We start from the raw sequence: 22,503 nt of genomic DNA, 5'->3' as shown, positions 1-22,503 counted from the left end.
GCCCGTGGACGGCCCCCAGCACCATGCTGACCTGCGAGCTCACCGGCATCACAGAAGCCTCGGTTTCGGCCGGAACGAACCTCTCCAGCGTCCCGGACCGGCATCGGCCCACGTCAGGGCAGACGGAAGCACCTCCGGCGCGTGCCACGGCATTTACCACGCCCCCGGCGCGCACCGAAGGTGCGCTGAGTCGCTGACCTGCAAAGACGTTGACCCGCTCCAAGTTATCCACAGGTCAGGCGGGCGGGACGGCAAACCGGCTACGGTTTTTCCCGAAGCGAGCGCACGCATACGGCGCAAGCAAGGCAAAGGCACGCAAGTGCATGTCGCTGCACGGGGGAGAACCATCATGTCCGGCAACACCATCACGCAGTCCGTCCTGCCCACCACCGCCCCGGCCGCCGCGGCGGCGGTGCGGCCGTCGCTCGCGCCGAGCCGTGCGGCGCGGGAACTGGGCCTGAAACGAGGCGAGTTCGACCTCGCCGTCCGGCTCGGATGCATCAGGACCCTTCCCGACGAAGGGGGCGGAGGCCGTCGCGTCGCCCGGGCGGAGATCGACCGGGTGCGTTCCGAAACCGGTTTTCCCGAGGCGCTGCGCGAGCGCGTCAAGGCCGTGGGCACCGCGGAGGGCGCGGCGCTCATGGGGGTGTCTGCAGCCCGGTTCACGCGGTTCGCACGCCTCGGCCTGATCGCGCCCGTCAAGTGGTATCTGAACCGGTACAGGGCTGTGGTCTGGCTGTATCTGGCCGAGGAACTGCGGCAGTTCGCCGCGAGCGAGGACAACGCCCCGCTGCTGAGCGGCCGTACGCCCGAGGGTCTGCGCGGCCAGTTGGACGCGGGCGTGGACCTGCGGGCCCGCAACTGGCGGGGACGGCACGTGGGTTTTCTGCTGCGGCAGACCGAGGATCCCTGGGCGCGCGCCGCGGCAGTGGCGTCCCTGCTGGATCCCGTGCAGGTCGCGGAGATCATCGAGGACCCGTACGAACGTGCCTATCTGGACCGCTTCCACCCCGAACAGAGGGCCCACGGCGCTCCGGAATCACCCGCCGCCCACGTCGCCGCACGGATCACAACGGCGCAGGACCCGGACGAGATCAGCTGGCTCGGCAGTGACTTGGCGAACGCGATCGAGGAGGCACGACAGGACCGGCCCGCCCCACGTCCGACACCGAGGGGAGCCGAGACACCGCGTGCTAGTCAGGAACCAGGGCTGATCGAGGAGCGGCAGAGCGTCGGGGAACCGGAACGCTCCCGCGGCCTCTTCGGATGGCTGCGCCGCAGAAGCCCCTGACCCGTCAGGCCTCGAGCTTGCGGAACAGCCCTTCCTGGACGACCGAGACGAGCATCCGTCCGTCCCGGTCGTAGATGCGCCCACGTGCCAGACCTCGGCCACCCGTGGCGATCGGCGACTCCTGGTCGTACAGGAACCATTCGTCGGCGCGGAACGGCCGGTGGAACCACATGGCGTGGTCCAGAGAGGCCATGTCGAAGCCGCGGGGGCCCCAGAGTGGTTCCACCGGAATGCGGACGGCGTCCAGGAGGGTCATGTCGCTCGCGTACGTGAGCGCGCAGGTGTGGACCAGCGGGTCGTCGCCCAGGGGGCCGACGGCGCGCATCCACACGGCGCTGCGCGGCTCGGCGTGTTCGACCTCCTCGGGGGTCCAGCGCATCCGGTCCACGTAGCGGATGTCGAAGGGCTGGCGCCGGGCCATGCGCTCCAACGTCTCGGGGAGCTCGCCCAGATGCTCCTTGATCTCCTGAGTGACGGTCGGGAGCGACTCAGGATCCGGGACCTCGCGGGCCGGCGGCAACTGGTGCTCGAAGCTCCCTTCTTCAGGCTTGTGAAAGGAGGCGGTCAGATTGAAGATCGTGCGGCCCTGCTGCACGGCGGTGACGCGGCGCGTGGTGAACGACCGCCCGTCGCGGACCCGTTCAACCTGGTACACGATGGGCACACCCGGGCGGCCCGGGCGCAGGAAGTACGCGTGCAGCGAGTGCACAGGCCGCTCCCCGTCCGTGGTGCGGCCTGCGGCGACGAGGGCCTGGCCCGCGACCTGCCCGCCGAAGACCCGCTGCAAGGACTCCTGCGGGCTGCGTCCACGGAAGATGTTGACCTCGATCTGCTCCAGGTCGAGCAGGTCGACGAGTCGTTCCGCTGGGTTCGTCATGTGTCAGATTCTCCTGAGCTCACAGCTGGCCGACGTCGGTGACCTTGACGACGGCACGTCCCTCGGCGTCGGAGGCAGTGAGGTCGATCTCCGCGCTGATGCCCCAGTCGTGATCGCCGTTCGGATCGGCGAAGGTCTGGCGGACGCGCCACAGACCGTTCTGCGGCTCCTCCTCGATGAGCAGCAGCTTGGGGCCGCGTGCGTCGGGGCCGGTGCCGAGGTCGTCGTACTCGTCCCAGTACTTGTCCATGGCCTCGCCCCAGGCATCGGCGTCCCAGCCCGACTCGGCGTCCATCTCGCCGAGTTCCTCGACCTGGTCGAGGGCGGCGAGCTCGACACGGCGGAACATGGCGTTACGGACGAGGACGCGGAAGGCGCGTGCGTTCGCGGTGACCGGCCTGACCTGGTCGGCCTTCTCCTGGGCTTCCTCGGCCGTCATCTCCTCCGGGTTGGCGAGCTGCTCCCACTCGTCGAGGAGGCTGGAGTCGACCTGCCGCACCATCTCGCCGAGCCAGGCGATCAGGTCCTGAAGATCCTCGGACTTGAGGTCGTCCGGGACGGTGTGATCAAGCGCCTTGTAGGCACTGGCGAGGTAGCGCAGCACGATGCCCTCAGTGCGGGCGAGTTCGTAGAAGGAGACGAACTCCGTGAAGGACAGGGCTCGTTCGTACATGTCCCGGATGACGGACTTCGGCGACAGCGGATGGTCGCCGACCCACGGATGGCTCTTGCGGTAAGTGTTGTACGCGTGGAAGAGGAGCTCCTCCAGCGGCTTCGGGTATGTCACGTCCTGGAGCCGCTCCATCCGCTCCTCGTACTCGACGCCGTCCGACTTCATCGCCGCCACGGCCTCGCCACGGGCCTTGTTCTGCTGGGCGGCGAGGATCTGCCGGGGGTCGTCCAGGGTCGATTCGACGACGGAGACCATGTCCAGCGCGTAGGAAGGGGACTCGGGTTCCAGGAGCTCGAACGCGGCGAGGGCGAAGGTGGAAAGCGGCTGGTTGAGCGCGAAGTCCTGCTGCAGGTCGACCGTCAGGCGCACGATGCGGCCCTGGGCGTCCGGCTCGTCGAGCTTCTCGACGATGCCGCCGTCCAGGAGCGAACGGTAGATGGCGATCGCGCGCCGGATGTGCCGCAACTGCTGCTTGCGCGGCTCGTGGTTGTCCTCCAGCAGATTGCGCATCGCGTCGAAGGCGTTGCCTGGCCGGGCGATCACCGACAGCAGCATCGTGTGCGTGACCCGGAAGCGGGAGGTGAGCGGCTCCGGATCGGAGGAGATGAGCTTCTCGAAGGTGTTCTCCGTCCAGCCGACGAACCCCTCGGGAGCCTTCTTGCGGACCACCTTGCGACGCTTCTTCGGGTCGTCGCCCGCCTTGGCGAGGGCCTTCTCGTTCTCGACGACGTGCTCGGGAGCCTGGGCGACGACGAATCCCGCCGTGTCGAAGCCCGCTCGTCCGGCACGGCCCGCGATCTGGTGGAACTCACGCGCACGAAGCGTCCGCACACGGTTGCCGTCGTACTTCGCCAGAGCGGTGAACAGCACCGTGCGGATGGGGACGTTGACGCCGACACCGAGGGTGTCGGTGCCGCAGATGACCTTCAGGAGACCGGCCTGCGCCAGCTTCTCCACCAGTCGCCGGTACTTGGGCAGCATGCCGGCGTGATGCACACCGATGCCGTGCCGCACGTAACGGGAGAGATTGCGGCCGAACTTGGTGGTGAAGCGGAAGTTGCCGATCAGCTCGGCGATCTGGTCCTTCTCGGTACGCGTGCACATGTTGATGCTCATCAGGGCCTGGGCCCGCTCCACTGCCTGGGCCTGCGTGAAGTGCACGATGTAGACGGGAGCCTGCTTGGTCTCGAGGAGCTCGGTGAGCGTCTCCGTGAGCGGCGTCAGCCGGTACTCGTAGGAGAGGGGCACCGGCCGGGTCGCCGAGCGGACGACCGCGGTGGGGCGGCCGGTCCGACGGGTGAGGTCCTTCTCGAACATCGAGACGTCGCCGAGCGTGGCCGACATCAGGATGAACTGGGCCTGCGGCAGTTCGAGGATCGGGATCTGCCAGGCCCAGCCGCGGTCACCCTCGGCGTAGAAGTGGAACTCGTCCATGACGACCTGGCCGACATCGGCCCGCTTGCCGTCGCGCAGCGCGATGGACGCCAGGACCTCGGCTGTGCAGCAGATGACGGGGGCGTCGGCGTTGACGGAGGCGTCACCGGTCAGCATGCCGACGTTCTCGGTGCCGAACAGCTTGCACAGCTCGAAGAACTTCTCCGAGACGAGCGCCTTGATCGGTGCTGTGTAGAAGGTGACCTCGTCACGGGCGAGCGCCGCGAAGTGCGCACCGGCGGCGATCAGGCTCTTGCCCGATCCGGTGGGTGTCGACACGATCACGTTCGCACCCGACACCACCTCGATCAGCGCCTCCTCCTGGTGCGGGTAGAGCGCGATACCGCGTTCCCCGGTCCACGACTCGAAGGCTTCGTAGAGGGCGTCGGGATCTGCGGTCTGCGGCAGCTGATCGATAAGGGTCACGTCCCCATCTTGCCTGTGATCCCCGGCAATGAGGGAATCGGTTACCGACGGGAAGATCACGAACGCTACGCTGTGGCGCCGACGAGGCATCAGCGCACAGGGACAACTGGGCGCGAGTACACCAAGTACACGAGGAATGGGGCGGGGCGCGGCCATGATGGGACCAGCACACTCACTGTCGGGAGCCGCGGCCTGGCTGGGCGTCGGAGCCGCGGCGGCGGCGGCCGGACACACGATGCCCTGGCCGGTCCTCCTGGTCGGCGCGCTGATCTGCGCCGGCGCCGCGCTCGCCCCGGACCTCGACCACAAGGCGGCCACCATCTCGCGGGCCTTCGGGCCCCTCTCACGGGGCCTGTGCGAGATCGTCGACAAACTCTCGTACGCCGTCTACAAGGGGACGAAGAAGCAGGGCGATCCACGTCGCTCGGGCGGGCACCGCACCCTGACGCACACCTGGCTGTGGGCGGCGTTGATCGGTGCGGGCACCTCCGTCATCGCGATCACAGGGGAGCGCTGGGCGGTCCTGGCGATCCTCTTCGTGCACATAGTGCTCGCCATCGAGGGTCTGCTGTGGCGGGCGACGCGTGGCCAGAGCGCCGACGTCCTGGTCTGGCTGCTGGCCGCGACCAGCGCCTGGATCCTCGCCGGTGTCCTGGACAAGCCGGGCAACGGCTCCGACTGGCTGTTCACGGCGCCGGGCCAGGAGTACCTGTGGCTGGGGCTGCCGGTCGTCCTCGGCGCGCTGGTGCACGACATCGGGGACGCGCTGACGGTGTCAGGCTGCCCGATCCTGTGGCCGATACCCATAGGCCGCAAGCGGTGGTACCCGGTGGGGCCGCCCAAGCCGATGCGGTTCCGGGCGGGCAGCTGGGTCGAGCTGAAGGTGCTGATGCCGGCGTTCATGCTGCTCGGCGGAGTCGGCTGCGCGGCAGCGCTCAACGTCATCTGAGCGATCTACGCCGCGTCGTCCCCGCCCGGGGCCGGGCCCCCGCCGCCGTACCGCTTCTCGAAGCGGGAGATCCGTCCCTCCGTGTCCACGGTGCGTGCCTTGCCGGTGTAAAAGGGGTGGCTCTCCGAGGAGATCTCCACATCGACGACGGGGTACGTCCCGCCGTCGTCCCATTCGATCGTCTGGTCGCTGGTAGCGGTGGACCGGGTGAGGAAGGCGTAGCCGACGGCACGGTCACGGAAGACGACCGGGTGGTCGGGCTGCTTGTCCTGCTGCATATGTGCTCCTCGCATGGGGAGTCGGTGCGCGGGCAGAGGCCCGGTGCTTATGGATCAGCCGTACTGGGCGTCCTCGTCCACGGTGTGCATGGCGGCCTCCTCCGCCGAGGCGGCGGCGCCGTCGATGCCCACATCCGTGGCGATCAGCCTGCTCTCCTCGTCCCCGTGCGCACCTTCGTCCGGAGCCACGAGACGTCCGGAGCGGACAGTGCCCACCTCATTGTCCAGGGGCTCGCCGTCGGAATCGAGGCTGTCGCCGATGCCGTCCCCGTCGGACGGCGCCACCTCCGGCAGCTCCTCCGCGAGGCGTTCGTCCAGCGTTTCTCCGCGAAGCCGTTCGGCCGCGGTCACGTCCCTGCGCTCCACGGCCCACGGCCGCTCCGGCGGCGACCAGCCCCGGTCCAGGGGGTCGCTCACCCCGTCGGATTCCAGGGTGTCCTCGGCGTCGAGGAGCCCCGCGTCGTCCTGCACCTCGGATTCGTCGGGCTGGTAGACGTCGTCTCCCCATCCGTCGGCGCTGTCCACGGGTACCTCCAGGTGATGCGGGCCGACCCGCTGCCACCGCGTTCGGCGACGGCAGCGTGGCCGCTGGGCTCAGGCGCCTCGCTCATACGGAACCGGGTGGTGCCTGTGCGCTTCCCGAGCCCGTGCCGATATCCAGACTTCCACCCCTTGTCGACACACCGCAACGCCACGGAGCCGACCACCGGCCGGGCCCGCCCGCACACGAGCGCACGAGCCCTTGCCCGGCCACCGGAACGGCCGGTGCCCGGTCCGCCCGAAGACAGGCGGACCGGGCACCGGAGCAGCATCGACTCACCCGTGCCAGGACCGCCACAGCGCGGCGTACGCACCGTCGGCGGTGACCAACTGGTCGTGGCTGCCGAGTTCGCTGATGCGGCCGTTCTCGACGACGGCGATGACGTCGGCGTCATGCGCGGTGTGCAGCCGGTGGGCGATGGCGACCACGGTGCGGCCGTCCAGGACGCGGGCCAAGGAGCGTTCCAGGTGGCGGGCGGCGCGCGGGTCGAGGAGCGAGGTGGCCTCGTCCAGGACCAGCGTGTGCGGATCGGCGAGCACCAGCCGGGCCAGCGCGATCTGCTGGGCCTGGGCCGGGGTGAGGCCAAGCCCGCCCGAGCCGACCTCGGTGTCCAGGCCGTCGTCCAGCGCCCGCGCCCAGTCATCGGCGTCGACCGCGCCGAGGGCCGCCCACAGCTCGGCGTTATCGGCATCCGTACGGGCGAGCAGCAGGTTGTCGCGCAGGGACCCCACGAAAACGTGGTGTTCCTGGTTGACCAGCGCCACATGGGAGCGGACGCGTTCGGCGGACATCCCGGACAGTTCGGCGCCGCCCAGGGTGATGTGGCCGATGCGGGGCGCGTAGATGCCGGCGAGCAGCCTGCCCAGCGTGGACTTGCCCGCGCCGGACGGGCCGACCAGGGCCAGTCGGGTGCCCGGCGCGACCTCCAGCGAGACCTGGCGCAGGACGTCGACTCCTTCCCGGTAGCCGAAGTGCACGCGGTCGGCGCGTACCTCGCGCCCGTCCGGATCCAGCGACCCGTCACCGGCGTCCGGCTCGATGTCGCGGACGCCGACCAGCCGGGCCAGCGAGACATGGGCCACCTGCAGCTCGTCGTACCAGCGAAGGATCAGGCCGACCGGGTCGACGAGCATCTGCGCGATGAGCGCGCCCGTCGTCAGCTGGCCGACGCCGATCCAGCCCTGGAGGACGAAGAACCCGCCGATCATCAGGACCGAACCGAGGACCGTGACATGCGTGATGTTGATGACCGGGAAGAGCACCGAGCGCAGCCACAGGGTGTACCGCTCCCAGGCGGTCCACTCCTTGACCCGCCGGTCCGACAGGTCGATGCGGCGCTCGCCCAGGCGGTGCGCCTCGACGGTGCGTCCGGCATCCACGGTCTCGGCGAGGACGGCGGCCACGGCGGCGTACCCGGCGGCCTCGGAGCGGTAGGCCGACGGTGCGCGTTTGAAGTACCAGCGGCAGCCGGCCACAAGGAGCGGGACGGCGACCAGCACGGCGGGGGCGAGCGGCGGCGCGGTCACGGCGAGCCCGCCGAGCAGCAGCGCCACCCACACCACGCCGATGGCCAGTTGGGGCACGGCCTCGCGCATGGCGTTGGCGAGCCGGTCGATGTCCGTCGTGATCCGGGACAGCAGGTCGCCCGTCCCGGCCCGCTCCAGTACACCCGGCGGCAGCCCCACCGACCGTACGAGGAAGTCCTCGCGCAGGTCGGCAAGCATGCGCTCGCCGAGCATGGCGCCACGCAGCCGCACCTGGCGTACGAAGACGGCCTGGACGACCAGCGCGAGGACGAAGATCGCGGCGGTGCGTTCCAGATGCAGTTCGCGCGCCGCGCCGGCGCTGTCGGAGACTCGCTCGACGAGGGAGCCCAGCAGGTAGGGGCCCACCATCGAGGCGACGACGGCGACCGTGTTGACGGTGATGAGCAGCACGAAGGCCCGGCGGTGCCGTTGGAACAGTTCGGTCACGTAGGCGCGTACGGTCGCGGGGGCGCCGACGGGCAGGGTGTTCGCCGTCGTCGGGGCCGCCGGGTCGTGGGCCGGTGGCACCACGCCGATCATGCGGTCTCCTCGATTTCTTCGAGTGCTTCCAGGTGGTCCATGGCGACTGCGGCGGCCTCGTCCTCGGTCTCACGGGTCACCACGGCGCGGTACCGGGGTTCGCTGTGCACCAGTTCGCGGTGCAGGCCGACCGCGGCGACCTCGCCCTCATGGACGAGCACGACCCGGTCCGCGTGGTCCAGGAGCAGCGGGGACGAGGTGAAGACCACCGTCGTACGCCCCTGTCGCAGCGCCCGGATGCCGTCGGCGATCCGCGCTTCGGTGTGCGAGTCCACGGCGGACGTCGGCTCGTCAAGGACGAGTACCTCCGGGTCCGTGACCAGGGACCGCGCGAGCGCGAGGCGCTGGCGCTGGCCGCCGGACAGAGAGCGCCCGCGTTCGGTGATCCGGGTGTCCATCGGGTCCTCGGCGTGCAGCGACCCCTGGGCGAGCGCGTCCAGGACGTCACCGCACTGCGCGGCTGCCAGCGCGTCCTCGGCGCTTACGCCGCCCGAGGCGGGCACGTCGAGCAGTTCGCGAAGGCTTCCGGACAGCAGCACCGGGTCCTTGTCCTGGACGAGGACAGCCGTGCGGGCGGAGACGAGCGGCAGCTCGTCCAGCGGGACGCCGCCGAGGAGCGCGGACGGCAGTTCCGAGGAGTCCGCGGCGTGCCCGCCGAGCCGCTCGGCCAGCACACCCGAAGCGTCCGGGTCGCCGCACACCACGGCGGTGAGCTGTCCGGCGGGAGCCAGCAGCTTGGTCGCCGGGTCGTACAGATCCCCGGCGGGCGCGACCGCCTCGCGCGAGCCGTTGCTGTCCATCGCCCGCTCCAGCGCCAGCACCCGGGCCGCACGTTTCGCGGACGGCCGGGAGAAGGAGTACGCCATCGCGATCTCCACGAAGTGGTGCAGGGGATACGACATGATCATGACGGCGCTGTACACGGTGACCATCTCACCGACGGTGATCCGGCCCTCGCGGGTCAGGTTCACGCCGTGCCAGACGACCGCGATCAGCAGCAGACCGGGCAGCAGCACCTGGACCGCGGCGATCAGCGACCACATACGGGCGCTGCGGACGGCGGCGTGGCGTACCTCCTGCGAGGCCCTGCGGTACCGGTCCAGGAACAGCTCCTCGCCACCGATGCCGCGCAGCACGCGCAGACCCGCGACCGTGTCCGAGGCCAGCTCGGTGGCGCGGCCCGCCTTCTCGCGCTGGAAGTCGGCACGTCTGGTGGCGCGCGGCAGCAGTGGCAGCACCGCGAGTGCCAGGACGGGCACGCCCACGGCGACGACGATCCCGAGCGCGGGCTCGTACACGACCAGGGTGACGCAGACGAGGACGATGGTCAGGGCGGCCGCGGTGAACCGCGACACGGCCTCCACGAACCAGCCGATCTTCTCCACGTCGCCGGTGGACACGGCGACCACCTCACCGGCTGCCACGCGTCGCGTCAGCGCGGAGCCCAACTGGGCGGTCCTGCGGGCCAGTAGCTGCTGGACGCGGGCGGCCGCGGTGATCCAGTTGGTGACCGCGCTCCGGTGCAGCATGGTGTCGCCCACCGCGATACCGAGCCCGCACAGCGCGATCAGCCCACCCGCCAGAGCCAGCCGTGCGCCGGAGCGGTCCACGACGGCCTGGATGGCGAAACCGACACAGAAGGGCAGCCCGGACACGGAGAGGAAGTGCAGCAGTCCCCAGGCCAGGGACTTCAGCTGTCCGCCGAGTTGATTCCGGCCGAGCCACACCAGGAATCGGGGTCCCGAGCGGGCGTCGGGCACACCCGGGTCGGGATACGGAAGGTCTTGAATCTGCATGACGTCCCAGGGGCTCGTAGAACGGGGTGGGGGGAGGCAACAAACTGTGAAAGGTTCGCGCCACAGCGTGTCCGCAGGCAAACGGTTTTTCGCCGCCAGGCAAAGATTCGGCCCTGACCGCCCGCATATGGCCGGGATACCACGGTGGCGGGCGCAATCGTCCGGAGCAGGGTGCGACGATGGATCGCATGCGATTCGGCGGTGCGATGCGTACGACAGTTGCGGCCGCGGCCTGTGGTGCCGTTCTCATGTCTCTGACGGCCTGCGGCGGTTCGGACGGCGAGAGCGGAGCGAAGTCGAGCGACCGGCCGCGTCAGGCGCGCACCGTCGACCTCAAGCGCATTCCCGACGTCGGGGACAGGCTGCGGAAGCAGATTCCGGCCAACTCCCGTCAGGTCGTGGCGGTTTACGGCGAGGGCAAGGACTCGGCGGAGTCCAGGATCGTCCTCTACACGAAGTCCGGTTCCACGTGGGACCAGACGCGCAGCTGGCAGGGGCACAACGGCAAGAAGGGCTGGACCACCGACCATCGCGAGGGCGACAACCGCAGCCCCGTCGGCGTGTTCACCCTAAGCGACGCGGGCGGTGTCCTCCCCGATCCGGGCGCGGGGCTCCCGTACACGCGGTCTGTGGGCTTCCAGGCCCCGCGCTACTGGGCCAAGTCGCACTGGCACGACTTCGATTACGTCATCGCCATCGACTACAACCGCGTCAAGGGCACCTCGCCCAACGACCCGACCCGCCCCCAGGGCCAGTCCAAGGGCGGCAGCATCTGGCTGCACATGGACCACGGCAGCGGTACGTCGGCCTGCGTGAGCCTGTCCAAGTCGGGCATGGAGTACCTGCTGCGCACCATCGACCCGGCCAAGCACCCCGTCGTGGTGATGGGCGACAAGGCGAACCTCAAGGCCTGACAAGCCCTTCGTCGACCTCCCCGTCGGCAGGGCACGACCAGCTCACCAGCCACAAGTCCAAGTCCTCAGTAGTAGTGCCGGAGCGAGGGCCACAGCCCTGACCACGGCTGGGTCGTTCCCGAGCAGAGGACGATCGCCGCGTCCTGCTCCTCGTTCTCCACGCCGTGCCCGTTGTCGACCTGGGCGACCTGACGGCAGCCGGTGAAGTACCGCTCGATGTCGCGCGCGTCCTCCTGCCGGACGAGGAGCACTGGTCCGTCGGCCGAGTTCGGCGGAGGACCCCAGTCGGCGTAGCTCATGTGGCCGGAATAGGGCTTGGGCAGCCCGCGTGCGGGCCCGTAGCGGTCGAGGGCACCCGCCTCGCCGTAGTTCTGGGTGAAAATCACGGCGCGCGCCTGTTCACGCGCTGGTATCCCGGACCACCCTTCACTCGCCGCGTCGGCCAGTGCGGGCCAACCGACCTGTTCTCCCTGCTCCTTGTTGAGCGCCATGGGTACGGCGAGCGCGCTCTGCGGCAGCACGGGCAGCGTCACCGTCGCGTTGATCGCTGCGCTCAGCGCGACGGCTACCATGGGCCATGTACGGCCATACCGACGCGTCCAGGTGAGGGCCGGCTCGCAGCCCGCCACCAGCATCACGAGCAGCAGCGGCACGGCGTAATACCCTTTGCCGCCCAGCCCGAGGACAAGCACACACAGCAGCGGATACGCCACGGCCGTCGCCCGCGCCCAGCGCAGCGCCGGATCACGCCACAGCCGCAGCCAGCCAGCGACCCAGACGGGCACGAACAGCGGTGAGAGATAGATGAGTTGCTGGGGGACGAACAGGATCCGGTTCTCGGTCCCGTCGTCCGAGCTGATCCCCTTCGCGACGGTCCACTGCGGCCAGTCGTGGCCGGCCTGCCACCACAGATTGGGCGCCGCCACCGCCAGGGCGACTGCGGCCCCGGCGAGCAGCCACGGACTGCGCAACACCCGCCGAGGCCCCACGGCGAACACAGCCGCGAGCAGCGCCACTACCAGCAGCGCCACGAGGTACTTGTTCAGCAGACCGACCCCGACGAAGAGACCGACCAGCAGCCACCACCGCCTGTCCCCGGTACGCAGCAGCCGCAGCACCAGCCAGCAGATCACCAGCCACACCAGCAGATCGAAGGTGGCGGCCGACACCATGTGCCCGACCGCCAACGGCTGCGCGCCCAGGTCCGCGAGCCCCGCGGCGAGCACCTGCACCCTCCGGTCGGCGCCCAACTCCCTTGCAAGGAAGGCGACCAGGAAGACGACGGCGACGAAAGCAAGCGTCGCCGCGACCCGCAGCCCGATCGTCGAGTCCCCGAACAGCGCGGTGGCCGCCCGCGCGATGAGCGGCGTCAGCGGCGGCTGGTCGACGTACCCCCACGCCAGGTGATCGCCCGCCGCGAGGAAGTACAACTCGTCCCGGTGGTAGCCGTACCGGCCGGACAGCGCGGTCAGTACGGCGGCGAAACCGACTGCCAGAGAGGCGACCGGGACGGTGGCGAAACGAGGCAACTCGTGCGGTGCGTCATCGTCCCGTTCCCGATCCATAGCGCCCCCTCGCCAACCGGTCCCACCACCGTACTGACATGGCAGAAACCCGTCGAGAGGGATGAGTCATCGCCCGAGGGCTCATTGCGGGCAGCGTCAACTCCCCGTAGAACACCCGCTTATGAGAAGACGGATCATCATGTCCATGCTCGCCGGAGTGACCCTCGTGGCGAGCACCCTCCTCGGCGCGACCCCCGCCCCGGCCGCGCCAACCCACACCCCCGCCGCCGATTCCGCCGCCCCGCCCGCCGAGTTCGGCACCGACTGGCACGACCCCCTGACCGCCGCCCCGCCTGTCAGCAGACCCGACGCGGAGTCCTGCGAAGTGACGGTCGCCGAAGCGCAGTTCCGCGACTTCACGCCGTACAAGGGCTCGTACGCACCCCCGAGCGGCTGCGGCGACCGATGGAGCAAGGTCGTGCTGCGACTCGACGGCAAGGTGAAGGGACGGCAGTTCGACCGGCTCGGCCATCTGCACATCGGCGGAGTCGAGGTCTTCCGAACGTCCACCCCGCAGCCATCGCCGGACGGCATCGAGTGGTCGGTGGAGAAGGACGTCACGCGCTACAGCGACACGTTCCGGCAGAGCCAGGATGTCGAGATGCTCATCGGGAACGTCGTCGACGACACGTACACGGGCATCATCGACGTCAAGGTGACGCTGACTTTCTACGAGGGCAGGCCCGCGGCCACCACCCCCGACCGCGTCCTCACCCTCCAGGACGGCACCCTCACCACGCCCCGCAACAGCGAACGCATCGTCGCCGAGGTGTACGCCACGGGATCGGGTGGCGGCTGCGAGGAGTACTGGTATCTGACGGTGCCCGATGCCGCGCCGTACTCCTGCAAGGCGGACGGCGGGCCCTACAGGGAGGTGCAGATCAAGGTCGACGGCCAACTGGCGGGCATCGCCACGCCGTTCCCGACCGTGTGGACCGGCGGTTGGTCCAACCCCTTCCTCTGGTACGTGATTCCGGGGCCCCGCGCCTTCGACATCAAGCCCATCGAGTACGACCTGACACCCTTCGCGGGGCTGCTCAACGACGGCCGTCCGCACCGGATCGAGGTCTCCGTCGTCGGCGTTCCGGAGGGGCAGACCGGCTGGAGCACCCCGGTGAACGTCCTCGTCCAGCGGGATGCCCACAGCAAGCAGGTGACGGGAAAACTGACCGCACACAAGGCAGGCGACCTCGCCAACTCCTCGGCTCACACGCCCGGTTCGCAGCACCGGCTGGAAACCGAGGCCGGCCACCGGCTGACCGTGTCCGGGTACGTCGACACCTCGCACGGCCGCGTGACGACCACCGTCAAGCGATCGCTCGACCATGCCTCCGTACACCGCTGGACCGACGGCGAGAACACCGACGCCCTGAAGGCGACCTGGGGCGATGACGAGACGGTCACCGTCGACGGACGCGGACCGGCCAAGTCGACGCACACGCAGCGCACGTACGCGATGGACGGCACCACGACCCTCGGCGACGGGGACCGGCTGCGGACCGTCATGTCGCTGGGGGACCGGGCCGCCGTCGTGGAGATGCGTGACGGCCGACGCACCGCGTGGTCACGGCTCGACGACAGCTACGCGGGCGACGCGACGTATACGGCGAATGTGCCGCGCGACCAGCGGCACGCGGTCGGCACGACGAGCGAGCGCTATCGGCTGTATGGATCGGGCGGATGTTACGACCGGAGCGTGATCACCGTGCAGGGGACGCTCACCGAGGATCGCGAGCGCTGCTGAGACCGCTGCTGAGACCAGGGCATGTGTGGCGTGTCACACGCTCCATCATTTACATGGACGTGACATGGGCGTTGTCAGCGGTAGCAAACTCCCCCGATAGTGATCTGCGCGGAAGCACTTTTCCGCATCCCAGAAGTCCCGTTCGGAGGAGTGCCCCGTGCCGCCGCCTGTACCGTCCCCAACGCGACGCGTCGCACGCATTTTGCGTACCTCATTGTTCGCGCAGGTCGCAGTCGCCCTTGTGCTCGGAATCGTCGTCGGAAGGTTGTGGCCCGACACGGCCACAACCTTCCAGCCGCTCGGCGACGGTTTCATCCGGCTCATCAAAACGGTGATCTCGCCACTCGTGTTCTGCGTGGTCGTCGTCGGCATCGCCAAAGCCGGCAACCTCAAGGCCTTCGGGCGGATCGGGCTCAAGGCCCTGATCTGGTTCGAGGTCGCCTCTACGGCCGCGTTGATCATCGGCCTGGTCGCCGCCAACGTGGTCAGCCCCGGCTCCGGCATGAACGTCGACCCGTCGCAGCTCGACACCTCGGCGGTCGACGACAAGACCGCCGGCGGTTCACTGCCGTCGACCACCGAGTTCATCCTGGAAGCGCTGCCACACAGCGCGATCGGCGCGTTCGCCGAGAACTCGCTGCTCCAGGTGTTGGTGCTGGCCTGCCTCGTCGGTGCGGCGCTGCTGCACCTCGGCCACACCAGGGTTCCCAAGGTTCTGCCGGCCATCGAGCAGGCCCAAGAGGTCATCTTCGCCATCGTCGGCTTCGTCATGAAGCTGGCACCGCTCGCCGTGTTCGGCGCGATGGTGCACCTGGTGGGGGAGTACGGCCTCGGGGTGATGAAGACGTACGGCAAGCTCATCATCCTCTGCTACGCCGTTGCCGTGATCTTCCTCGTGCTGCTCGGCGTCGCGCTGAAGCTGGTCACCGGGCTCAGCCTGTGGAAGTTCGTGCGCTACACGCGCGAGGAGATGCTGCTCGCGCTCGGCACCGCCTCCAGCGAATCCGTCCTGCCGCGCATGATGCAGAAGCTGCGCCAGGCGGGCGCCCGCGATGACGCCGTGGGCTTGGTGCTGCCCACCGGCTACTCGTTCAACCTCGACGGCGCCTCCATCTACCTCTCCATCGGCACGCTGTTCATCGCGCAGGCCGTCGGGGTGGACCTCAGCCTGAGTCAGCAGATCACCGTGGTCCTGGTCCTGATGCTGACCAGCAAGGGCATGGCCGGCATCCCCGGTTCGGCCTTCCTCGCCCTGTCGGCGACCGCCTCCTCGCTCGGTGTCATCCCCGCCGGGGCCGTGGCCCTGCTGCTCGGCGTCGACCGCATCATGGACTCGATGCGCGTCGTCACCAACCTGCTCGGCAACTGCGTCGCCGTGTTCGCGGTGTCGAAGTGGGAGGGGGCGCTCGACGCGGAGCGGGCCAAGAAGATGCTCGACGGTGAGATCGCGTTCGTGGAGGAAGAGGAGGCCGACGAGGACACGCCGAAGACGCAGGCGCCCGCTTCCGAGGGCACGTCGCAGACGGGGAAGCCCGCCTCTGAGGGTGCGGTTCCCGAGGGCGCCACTGTCGAGAGCACCGCTCCCGAGGACGCCGACGTCAAGACAGCGACCAAGTAGCCTACGGGCTGCGTGAGTTGAGGAACGGGGCCCCGCGTGCACCGCACGCCGGGCCCCGCTCTGTCAGTCCTCCACCGCGGGCATCCCGTCGACCAGCGTGTCGAGCAACCCGCCCAGCACCTTGCGCTGCTCGTCCGTCAGCGGGGCGAGGATGTCCTCCGCCGCGGCCCGGCGCGCACCGCGCAGCTCGCGCAGTGCCTGGCGCCCGTCGTCCGTGAGCTCGATCCGTATCACCCGGCGATTGGTCGGGTCGGGTACGCGACGCACCTTGCCGCTCGCCTCCAGACCGTCGACCAGCGTCGTCACGGCCCGGGGCACCACCTCCAGACGCTCGGCCAGATCAGCCATGCGAGGCGGCGAAGCGTAGGGCGCGAGGGTGCGCAACAGGCGTGACTGGGCCGGAGTGATACCGAGCCCGCGCTGCTGAAGATGACGCTTCTGGATGCGGTGCACGCGACGGGTCAACCGCAGCAGTTGCTCGGCGAGCACGCCGTCGGCGTCGGGGGTGTTCATGCGGGAACAATATCAGGACCTAGTGCATTGTGAGTGTAGGTAACAATGAGCTACGCTCCATCAGACATCTTCGTCCCACATCCCGTAGGAGCCCATGCCTCCCGATCAACTCACCTGGACACCGCCGCCCGCTGAGCCCGGACAGCCGCGGCAGGTCCGCCGCATCCTGAAGCTCTTCCGTCCCTACCGCGGCCGGCTCGCAGTCGTCGGCCTGCTCGTCGGCGCCGCGTCGCTGGTCTCGGTCGCCACGCCCTTCCTGCTCAAGGAGATCCTCGACACCGCGATCCCGCAGGGCCGCACCGGCCTACTGAGTCTGCTCGCGCTCGGGATGATCCTCAGCGCCGTACTCACCAGCGTCTTCGGCGTGCTCCAGACCCTCATCTCCACGACGGTCGGGCAGCGCGTCATGCACGACCTGCGCACCGCCGTCTATGACCGGCTGCAGCGCATGTCGCTCGCCTTCTTCACCAGAACGCGCACGGGCGAAGTCCAGTCGCGTATCGCGAACGACATCGGCGGCATGCAGGCCACGGTCACCTCGACGGCCACCTCACTGGTCTCCAATCTCACCAGCGTCGTCGCCACGATCGTCGCGATGGTCGCCCTGGACTGGCGGCTGACCGTCGTCTCGCTGCTTCTGCTGCCCCTGTTCGTATGGATCAGCCGCAGAGTCGGCAACGAACGCAAGAAGATCACCACCCAGCGGCAGAAGCAGATGGCCGTGATGGCCGCCACCGTCACCGAATCGCTCTCCGTCGGCGGCATCCTGCTCGGCCGCACCATGGGCCGCTCCGACTCGCTCACCCGGTCCTTCGCGGACGAGTCCGAGGGTCTCGTCGACCTCGAAGTGCGGTCGAACATGGCGGGACGCTGGCGCATGGCCGTCATCTCGATCGTCATGGCCGCCATGCCCGCCGTCATCTACTGGACCGCGGGCCTGGCGCTCCAGTTCGGCGGACCCGCCGTCTCCATCGGCACGCTCGTCGCCTTCGTCTCGCTCCAGCAGGGCCTGTTCCGGCCGACCGTCAGCCTGCTGTCCACCGGTGTGCAGATCCAGACCTCGCTCGCCCTGTTCCAGCGCATCTTCGAGTACCTCGACCTGCCCATCGACATCACCGAGCCCGAGCGCCCGGTCCACCTCGACCAGGTCAAGGGCGAAGTCCGCTTCGAGGACGTCGAGTTCCGCTACGACGACAAGAGCAGTCCGATACTCGACGGCATCGACATCACCGTCCCTGCGGGCGGCAGCCTCGCCGTCGTCGGCGCCACCGGCGCCGGCAAGTCGACGCTCAGCTATCTCGTGCCACGGCTGTACGACGTCACCGGCGGCCGCGTCACACTCGACGGGGTCGACGTCCGGGACCTGGACTTCGACACCCTCGCGCGCGCGGTCGGCGTCGTCTCCCAGGAGACGTACCTCTTCCATGCCTCCGTCGCCGACAACCTGCGCTTCGCCAAGCCGGACGCCACCGACGAGGAACTGCACGCCGCCGCGAAGGCCGCCCAGATCCACGACCACATCGCGTCCCTGCCAGAGGGGTACGACACGATGGTGGGCGAGCGCGGACACCGCTTCTCCGGTGGCGAGAAGCAGCGCCTCGCCATCGCCCGCACCATCCTGCGCGACCCGCCCGTACTGATCCTCGACGAGGCGACCAGCGCGCTGGACACCCGCACCGAGCGTGCCGTGCAGGAGGCCATCGACGCCCTCTCGGCCAACCGGACAACGCTCACCATCGCGCACCGGCTGTCCACCATTCGGGGCGCCGACCAGATCGTGGTCCTGGACTCCGGGCGCGCGGTCGAACGCGGCACGCACCAGGAGCTGCTACAACACGAGGGCCGTTACGCCGCACTGGTGCGGCGGGACGCCCAATTGGAGCCAACAAGATGAAGATATGCCGGGTTTATACCTTTATGCGGGTTAGCGTGCCCGCATGCAGACCCACACTCCGCCACGGAGAACGATTCGACTGACGCGCCGAGGCCGGATCGCCCTCATCGCGACCGGAGCCGTCGTGGCGGCCACCGCCGTGGCGGTGCCGCTGCTGAGCACGGACGAAGCCGAGGGGCCTGAGCGACTGGTGGTCCCGGAGGGCTGGCGCGCCCGCCAGGTGTACAAGGCCGTCGACGAGGCTCTCGCCCTGCCCGTGGGCACCACCGAGAAGTCCCTGGACAAGGCCCCCCTCAAACTCCCCGAGGACGCGAGCGGCAACCCCGAGGGCTACCTCTTCCCGGCCACCTATCCGATCGACGAGAAGTCGACTCCGGTGTCCCTGCTCTCGTACATGGTCAATACGGCGAACAAGAAGTTCAGCGGCGGCACGGTCACGGCCGGGGCCGAGCGGAACGCGATGAACGTCTATCAGACCGTCACCGTCGCGAGCATGGTCCAGGCCGAGGCGGACACCAAGGCGGACATGGGCAAGGTGGCGCGCGTCATCTACAACCGCCTCGCCCGCGGTATGCCGCTCCAGATGGACTCGACGATCAACTACGCACTGAACCGCACCACGCTCCGCACCAGCGAGCGCGACACGAAGCTCAACAGCCCGTACAACACGTACCAGCGGATGGGACTGCCGCCCACGCCGATCGCCAACCCCGGCGAAGACGCGATGCGTGCCGCGATCAGTCCGACGCAGGGCGACTGGCTGTACTTCGTCACGGTCAAGCCGGGCGACACACGCTTCACGGCCGACTACGCGGAACACCAGAAGAACGTCGCGGAGTTCAACCGGAACGGCCCGAGCGCGTCCGCGTTCCGCTGAGCTGCGGCGCAGCCGACCTCACGCGGCGACCGGCATCTGTGCCAGCAGCCGGCGAATGTCCCGTACCGCTGAGCGCCCGGCACGGTTGGCGCCGATCGTGCTGGCCGACGGCCCGTACCCGACCAGATGGACGCGCGGATCAGCGACCGCACGCGTCCCCTCGACCCGGATGCCACCGCCCGGCTCACGCAGCCGCAGGGGTGCCAGATGGTCGATCGCCGCGCGGAAACCGGTCGCCCACAGGATGACGTCGGCGTCCACGCGACGGCCGTCGTCCCATTCCACGCCGTCCGGAGTGATCCGGTCGAACATCGGCAGGCGGTCCAGGACACCGTCGTCGATCGCCTCCCGGATCGTGTCGTTGAGCGGCAGCCCCGTGACCGACACGACGCTCTGGGGCGGAAGCCCCCGCCGGACTCGCTCCTCCACCAGCGCGACCGCGGACCGCCCCGCGTCCTCGTCGAAGGGCCCCTCGTGGAAGACCGGCGGTCGCCGTGTCACCCACGTGGTCTCGGCCGCGTACAGTGCGATCTCCATCAGATGCTGCGTGCCGGAGGTGCCGCCGCCCACGACGACGACCCGCTGCCCGGCGAACTCCTCGGGACCGGGGTACTGAGCCGTGTGCAACTGCCGCCCCCGGAAGGTCTCCTGGCCCGGGTAGCGGGGCCAGAACGGCCGGTCCCAGGTGCCCGTCGCATTGATCAGCGCCCGCGTCGACCATGTCCCCGCCGAGGTCTCCACGAGCAGGCGCCCGCCATTGCCCTCGCGTACGGCTCGCACGTCGACGGGGCGGCGCACCCGCAGACCGAAGGCACGCTCGTAGGCAGCGAAGTACTCCGCGATGACCCCGGAGGACGGGCGCGTCGGGTCCGCGTCCGTCAGTTCCATGCCGGGCAACGAGTGCATCCCGTGCACCTTGCCGTACGTGAGCGAGGGCCACCGGAACTGCCAAGCGCCGCCCGGCTGTGGCGCATGGTCCAGCACCACGAAGTCCCGCTCCGGCTTGTAGCCGGTGCGCCTCAGGTGGTAGGCGCTGGACAGTCCGGCCTGCCCGGCGCCGATGACGACCACGTCGACTTCTCGTGCGGCTTCTTGTGCCCCGGTTTCGTTCACGCTTCTACTAACTCGACGGGGAGTCCGGATCTTCCCGAGTCGGGCGACCGGCCGGGAACCGAAGCCGGCCGGTGCGCCAGGATTGACTCATGTCCGATGCCTTCACCACCCGCGTACTGAACGTCACCACCGGCTCCTCGGAGACGGTTGTCGACCTCACCCACGAATGCGAGGCCTTCCTCAGCGAGGCGGCGGGCGACCGCGACGGCCTGCTGAACATCTTCGTACCCCACGCCACAGCCGGCGTCGCGATCATCGAAACCGGAGCCGGCAGCGACGACGACCTCCTCGCCGCCCTCCACACCCTGCTCCCCGCCGACGACCGCTGGCAGCACCGTCACGGCAGCCCCGGCCACGGCCGTGACCACGTACTCCCCGCGTTCGTGCCTCCGCACGCCACGCTGCCGGTCCTGGGGGGCCGCCTCGAGTTGGGGACCTGGCAGTCGGTGTGCCTGGTCGATACGAATCGTGATAATTCGGACCGGCGGGTTCGTTTGTCGTTCCTCGGCTGAGGGCGCGAGCAGTTTCCGTTCCGCTCTGCCGGTGGAGAGCCCTCTGGCGTCTGGTTGGTCAGAACAACTCCGACGACAGCAGTTCGGCGGCGGGCCGCAGAGGCCAGAGGTCGCCGCCGGGCGGCGGGGTAAGCAGGGGCAGCGCCGCCCGCGCGTTGTGGTCGCCCGCGTCGGCGGCTGCGTGGATGACGTCGTCCGCCTTCCATATCTCGAAGTTCGACTCGGGGTAGGGCCAGGGTGCCGTGCCCGTAGCGGCCGGGAGGAGGAAGTCGACGGCCTTGAACACGCTCTGGCCGTCGGGGCCCTGGTACTTCCAGAGGTTGATGCCTACCTGCCGTCCGACGTCGGCGAGCCGGGTCAGGGCGAGCAGGTTGAAGGCGGAGTAGTGGTAGCTGCGGGTGCGGCGGATCTCCTGCGGCTGGCTGCCGTCTGGGGAGATGCCCTGATCGATGCGGGTGGTCCGCGCCTGGGTGACGGTCTGGCGCGCCAGTTGGGGGCGCCCGACGGCCAGCGCGATGGCGGCCACCTGCATGTCGGCGAAGGTGCCGTGGTTGTTGACGGCCGCGGATTCCGCCTTGCCGAAGTCGCTTGTGGTCAGCCAGTCGAGAAACTGGGCGGACCAGGAGCGGAATCCGTCATGGTCGGCAAGGGTCCAGCCGGGGGCGCCGGTGTCCAGGATCGCGGCCGCGTCGAGCAGGCTCGTGAAGCCCAGGGAGAATTCGATGAGGCCGGCTGCCCGGCCGTCGTCACCACAGGGCACGAACTGGGCGTTGATCAGGCGTGGGTTCATCCTCGTCTCCGGGGTGACGAACCAGGTGCGCAGGATGTCGGCCGCGTGCCGGGCGTACGCGGCCTGGCCGGTGTAGTACCAGGCAAGGCTGAGGGTGTAGGCGGATGCGAAGACATAGGCACGCTCGGCGTGGTCGGGGATCAAGTCGGCGTCCGGGTTGCGCTGGCCGTCCTTGCTCACGTACGGGCAGCCCAACGGGTTGTCCGGCGTCTTCGGCTGGCTGGCCCACCAGTACGGGGCCTGACTCAGGTAGTCGTGCTTGTCACCGCTGGGCGGGGTTTGTGTCTTGTCCGTGACGCTCCAGGGCCCCTGGCCGAGCCAGTTGTCGGCCTGCTGGACCAGGTCGGCGAGAGCGCGTCGCCGCTCCGGGTCGCCCTGGTTGAGGCGTTGTTTCGCATGCACCAGGCGTTTGCCGTCGAGCACGACGGTTCGGGGGACGCGCTGCTCGGCTACCGCCGTGCCGGCCGGGACAGCGGCTCCGGTCGGGACCGCGGCGACGAGCAGCGACAAGACGGCCGCGCAGAGGAACAACAGGCCAACGGTACGTTTGTGCATGACGGCTCCTCATCACATGGATGAACGACGTTCACATGCGCACCCGTTGGACGGTAGAAGCGTCACTCGCGGACGGC

Annotated in this window: 19 protein-coding genes; 9 read left to right on the top strand and 10 right to left on the bottom strand. The window is 69.3% G+C overall.

Annotation, left to right across the window (positions count from 1 at the left end; genetic code table 11):
- The coding region (locus ABD357_RS08170; RefSeq protein ID WP_344388616.1) for a hypothetical protein at positions 1–197 on the top strand (197 nt) is incomplete at its 5' end.
- Positions 198–349: 152 nt separating this feature from the next.
- Positions 350–1,291, top strand: coding sequence for a DUF6397 family protein (locus ABD357_RS08165; protein ID WP_344388615.1), 942 nt, complete (start codon positions 350–352; stop codon positions 1,289–1,291).
- A 4-nt stretch (positions 1,292–1,295) separates the two neighbouring features.
- On the opposite strand, the gene ABD357_RS08160 is transcribed toward ABD357_RS08165, so the two are convergent.
- Together ABD357_RS08160 and ABD357_RS08155 are read right to left on the bottom strand one after the other, a co-directional pair.
- Entirely contained in the window at positions 1,296–2,168 is an 873-nt protein-coding gene (locus ABD357_RS08160) for an acyl-CoA thioesterase (RefSeq protein ID WP_033322922.1), read from the bottom strand.
- Positions 2,169–2,187: 19 nt separating this feature from the next.
- The gene (locus tag ABD357_RS08155; RefSeq protein ID WP_344388613.1) at positions 2,188–4,701 is read right to left on the bottom strand and encodes a DEAD/DEAH box helicase; all 2,514 of its coding nucleotides are present in this window, start codon (positions 4,699–4,701) and stop codon (positions 2,188–2,190) included.
- A gap of 154 nt (positions 4,702–4,855) precedes the next feature.
- Between ABD357_RS08155 and ABD357_RS08150 the strand changes: the two genes are divergently transcribed.
- Complete coding sequence (locus tag ABD357_RS08150) at positions 4,856–5,650, top strand: metal-dependent hydrolase (protein ID WP_344388611.1); 795 nt, start codon at positions 4,856–4,858, stop codon at positions 5,648–5,650.
- A 5-nt stretch (positions 5,651–5,655) separates the two neighbouring features.
- Here the strand turns inward: ABD357_RS08150 and ABD357_RS08145 are convergent, their stop codons facing one another.
- The 4 genes from ABD357_RS08145 to ABD357_RS08130 form a co-directional block, all read right to left on the bottom strand.
- Positions 5,656–5,928, bottom strand: a complete 273-nt coding sequence (locus ABD357_RS08145) for a type B 50S ribosomal protein L31 (RefSeq protein WP_344388610.1) — start codon at positions 5,926–5,928, stop codon at positions 5,656–5,658.
- Between the two features lie 54 nt (positions 5,929–5,982).
- The gene (locus tag ABD357_RS08140) at positions 5,983–6,453 is read right to left on the bottom strand and encodes a DUF5709 domain-containing protein (protein WP_344388609.1); all 471 of its coding nucleotides are present in this window, start codon (positions 6,451–6,453) and stop codon (positions 5,983–5,985) included.
- A 291-nt stretch (positions 6,454–6,744) separates the two neighbouring features.
- Complete coding sequence (locus tag ABD357_RS08135; protein WP_344388607.1) at positions 6,745–8,535, bottom strand: ABC transporter ATP-binding protein; 1,791 nt, start codon at positions 8,533–8,535, stop codon at positions 6,745–6,747.
- Positions 8,532–10,331, bottom strand: a complete 1,800-nt coding sequence (locus ABD357_RS08130; protein ID WP_344388605.1) for an ABC transporter transmembrane domain-containing protein — start codon at positions 10,329–10,331, stop codon at positions 8,532–8,534. The genes ABD357_RS08135 and ABD357_RS08130 overlap by 4 nt, the downstream gene beginning before the upstream one ends.
- A 188-nt stretch (positions 10,332–10,519) precedes the next feature.
- Between ABD357_RS08130 and ABD357_RS08125 the strand changes: the two genes are divergently transcribed.
- Positions 10,520–11,245 carry a hypothetical protein gene (locus tag ABD357_RS08125; RefSeq protein ID WP_344388628.1) on the top strand — a complete coding sequence of 242 codons (726 nt, stop codon included), beginning with the start codon at positions 10,520–10,522 and terminating at the stop codon, positions 11,243–11,245.
- A gap of 65 nt (positions 11,246–11,310) precedes the next feature.
- On the opposite strand, the gene ABD357_RS08120 is transcribed toward ABD357_RS08125, so the two are convergent.
- Positions 11,311–12,810, bottom strand: coding sequence for a glycosyltransferase family 39 protein (locus ABD357_RS08120; protein WP_344388603.1), 1,500 nt, complete (start codon positions 12,808–12,810; stop codon positions 11,311–11,313).
- 121 nt (positions 12,811–12,931) lie between these two features.
- Between ABD357_RS08120 and ABD357_RS08115 the strand changes: the two genes are divergently transcribed.
- Positions 12,932–14,554, top strand: a complete 1,623-nt coding sequence (locus ABD357_RS08115; protein WP_344388602.1) for a peptide-N4-asparagine amidase — start codon at positions 12,932–12,934, stop codon at positions 14,552–14,554.
- A gap of 157 nt (positions 14,555–14,711) precedes the next feature.
- On the top strand, positions 14,712–16,172 hold the full coding sequence (locus ABD357_RS08110) for a cation:dicarboxylate symporter family transporter (RefSeq protein ID WP_344388600.1): 1,461 nt from the start codon (positions 14,712–14,714) through the stop codon (positions 16,170–16,172).
- 63 nt (positions 16,173–16,235) lie between these two features.
- Here ABD357_RS08110 and ABD357_RS08105 read toward each other — a convergent pair whose 3' ends face one another.
- Positions 16,236–16,685: a MarR family winged helix-turn-helix transcriptional regulator gene (locus tag ABD357_RS08105; RefSeq protein WP_344388598.1), complete on the bottom strand. Its 450-nt coding sequence runs from the start codon at positions 16,683–16,685 to the stop codon at positions 16,236–16,238.
- Positions 16,686–16,779: 94 nt separating this feature from the next.
- Between ABD357_RS08105 and ABD357_RS08100 the strand changes: the two genes are divergently transcribed.
- Together ABD357_RS08100 and mltG are read left to right on the top strand one after the other, a co-directional pair.
- Complete coding sequence (locus ABD357_RS08100) at positions 16,780–18,579, top strand: ABC transporter ATP-binding protein (RefSeq protein WP_344388596.1); 1,800 nt, start codon at positions 16,780–16,782, stop codon at positions 18,577–18,579.
- Positions 18,580–18,622: 43 nt separating this feature from the next.
- The gene (gene mltG / locus ABD357_RS08095; protein ID WP_344388594.1) at positions 18,623–19,456 is read left to right on the top strand and encodes an endolytic transglycosylase MltG; all 834 of its coding nucleotides are present in this window, start codon (positions 18,623–18,625) and stop codon (positions 19,454–19,456) included.
- An 18-nt stretch (positions 19,457–19,474) separates the two neighbouring features.
- Here the strand turns inward: mltG and ABD357_RS08090 are convergent, their stop codons facing one another.
- Positions 19,475–20,569, bottom strand: a complete 1,095-nt coding sequence (locus tag ABD357_RS08090; RefSeq protein ID WP_344388592.1) for an NAD(P)-binding domain-containing protein — start codon at positions 20,567–20,569, stop codon at positions 19,475–19,477.
- An 89-nt stretch (positions 20,570–20,658) separates the two neighbouring features.
- On the opposite strand from ABD357_RS08090, the gene ABD357_RS08085 reads away from it, so the two are divergent.
- Complete coding sequence (locus ABD357_RS08085) at positions 20,659–21,081, top strand: secondary thiamine-phosphate synthase enzyme YjbQ (protein ID WP_344388590.1); 423 nt, start codon at positions 20,659–20,661, stop codon at positions 21,079–21,081.
- A 58-nt stretch (positions 21,082–21,139) separates the two neighbouring features.
- Here ABD357_RS08085 and ABD357_RS08080 read toward each other — a convergent pair whose 3' ends face one another.
- The gene (locus ABD357_RS08080; protein WP_344388588.1) at positions 21,140–22,426 is read right to left on the bottom strand and encodes an alginate lyase family protein; all 1,287 of its coding nucleotides are present in this window, start codon (positions 22,424–22,426) and stop codon (positions 21,140–21,142) included.
- Between the last annotated feature and the right edge of the window lie 77 nt (positions 22,427–22,503).

The sequence above is a fragment of the Streptomyces vastus genome (assembly GCF_039532825.1).
Taxonomy (GTDB): domain Bacteria; phylum Actinomycetota; class Actinomycetes; order Streptomycetales; family Streptomycetaceae; genus Streptomyces; species Streptomyces vastus.
The sequence above is the reverse complement of the archived record's forward strand: the minus strand, read 5'-3'. Positions and strand labels throughout refer to the sequence as shown.